The organism is Vibrio sp. N418, assembly GCF_000222565.1.
GTDB lineage: Bacteria > Pseudomonadota > Gammaproteobacteria > Enterobacterales > Vibrionaceae > Vibrio > Vibrio scophthalmi.
On record NZ_AFWD01000080.1, the window covers coordinates 1 to 1,887 of the forward strand.

The 1,887-nt window shown below is 38.6% G+C and carries 1 protein-coding gene; it reads right to left on the reverse strand.

The genetic code is table 11. The features are described from left to right. Positions 1-686: 686 nt before the first annotated feature. Positions 687-1,826: a hypothetical protein gene (locus RH86_RS16775; RefSeq protein WP_009387459.1), complete on the reverse strand. Its 1,140-nt coding sequence runs from the start codon at positions 1,824-1,826 to the stop codon at positions 687-689. Positions 1,827-1,887 lie beyond the last annotated feature (61 nt).

The following is a 1,887-nucleotide window of genomic DNA, read 5'->3' on the forward strand; positions in this document are numbered from 1 at the left end:
ATTAAGTGGTGAACAACGCGACCACCCACCTTAAACCTTGCCACATTTAGCACTAAAGCTGACCTGAACTGAAATTGCCAAGCGTTGAGAATCCGTCTTAAATGCTTTGTTATGTTTTAGCACAATTCGTTGATTTACTTGGTAAAGAACTGATGTATTGACCTAGTTTTCTGAACCAAATCACAAGCTCGCACTCACTTGACCGCCAGATGCACCAAACCAGAAACGAGTAAGTCCACTTCCCTGATAATGAGGCAACTCGATCAAGCCTCAACAAGTGCCCTTTCTTAGCAACAACAGCGCAGAACAATGGCGATTTGCCGAGGCAACTGCCAAAGTTATTGGCTGATTGGGAAAACCACCCAAAGCGACTTTGAGCCAGAGAAACAAGACGACCAAACCACCCCAAAATCCGAATGAAGTAACCCACGAACCTTGGCATGTTTTACGGGCTGAAAGATTTAAGAACTGAGCGATAATAGTGATTTGCTGAGTCTACTCCCAGCGATTGGCTAAAGGGGAAAAGAACGACTCAAAGGCATTTAAGCCATTGAAATTCCATTAAAACATAACGCCCTGTTAAGGTGTGAGCAACGCAATACCGAAGCTACCGCAGAACACCTTAAACACTAAACGCAACGCATAGTAAAAATGCCACGCGTTGCGAATCACTCTTAAACAGTTTGTTAGCTCTTTAAGACACCATTGATTGCTGTACCTCGAAAAATGTAAGACACATAGTCTCTGAGATTTATTGGCATTATTGTCGCAGGCATATGGCATCCCGAATCAGAATTAGGGCTGAGTTGTGGAATAGACTTTCCAAAGTAGTTATTCGTTGAAGAGTGAATACCTTCATGTAAAAACTTTGATCGTGAAGCGTAATAACCATCGATAAACTTAACTAAATGTTTTGGTAAAAACTCACCGACTAAATCTAAAACACGCCTTCTAATAGAATATTTAACTTGACCACAAGAACTACAAGAATCTTTGGTTACTTCCTTAGTCATAGCACAAGCCTCTAGTGCTGATACATATAAAACTATTGCTGTGTCAGTTATAGCTCCTTTAGATAAGGAATAATCTCTAAGAAGGTAAGCAGCATTATTAAAATGAGCGGCACCACTAACAAACTGACTTTTAATATTACCTTGCAACATTTGATTTATAATTAGTTTTTGATAATTTGCTAGTGTAATTAAACCGTTCTCTATGGGGTGATCATCAATCCAATCTAAATCACCCGAAAAATCAGAACTTTGATTTATGTCTGTAAAGCTGTTAGAACAAATTAACTTAGTCATCTTGACATAACTATTCGTAAAAACTGACAATAAGTCACATACTTGTTGAATTTTACTAGCAGCTAAGTGTATGGCATCGTCGGGATCAAATGCGAAGACTTGGACCTCCAATACACTTTCACCTAATTGATTCTGAAACAACCGATATTCATCTCCGATCGATGAGGCAAAAGGTGGAAGTTGAGACTCCAGAACAGTCGAAATAATAAAACAACTTTCACTTACAATTGAATCAGCACTTAAACATAACCCATGTAAAGAATCTAATTCGGATTTTGAAAAATTACCCTCTAGGTGCAGAGACTTGATGACTCCCTTTACCTCATATTGTATTGAAAACTCAATAACACTACCTAAGTTAATATCCATGAAACCAAAATGGACTGTCTTGGATTGACCATGTTTAAAAGGCATAAACTGCCATGCACACTTTCCATGTGTTTTTCTAAATGTAGCCCAAAGAGCCCTTAGATAGAAATTCGACTCCTGATTTGATGAATGATTTAACTGAATTTCCATAATTTTCCGATTTAATCAACTAAAGAGCTAACGCCGCGTTAAGTGGTGAGCAACGCCAGCT

Excerpts from the sequence above, each read along its gene's own strand:
- RH86_RS16775 (WP_009387459.1), bottom strand. The coding sequence starts at position 1,826 with ATGGAAATTCAGTTAAATCATTCATCAAATCAGGAGTCGAATTTCTAT.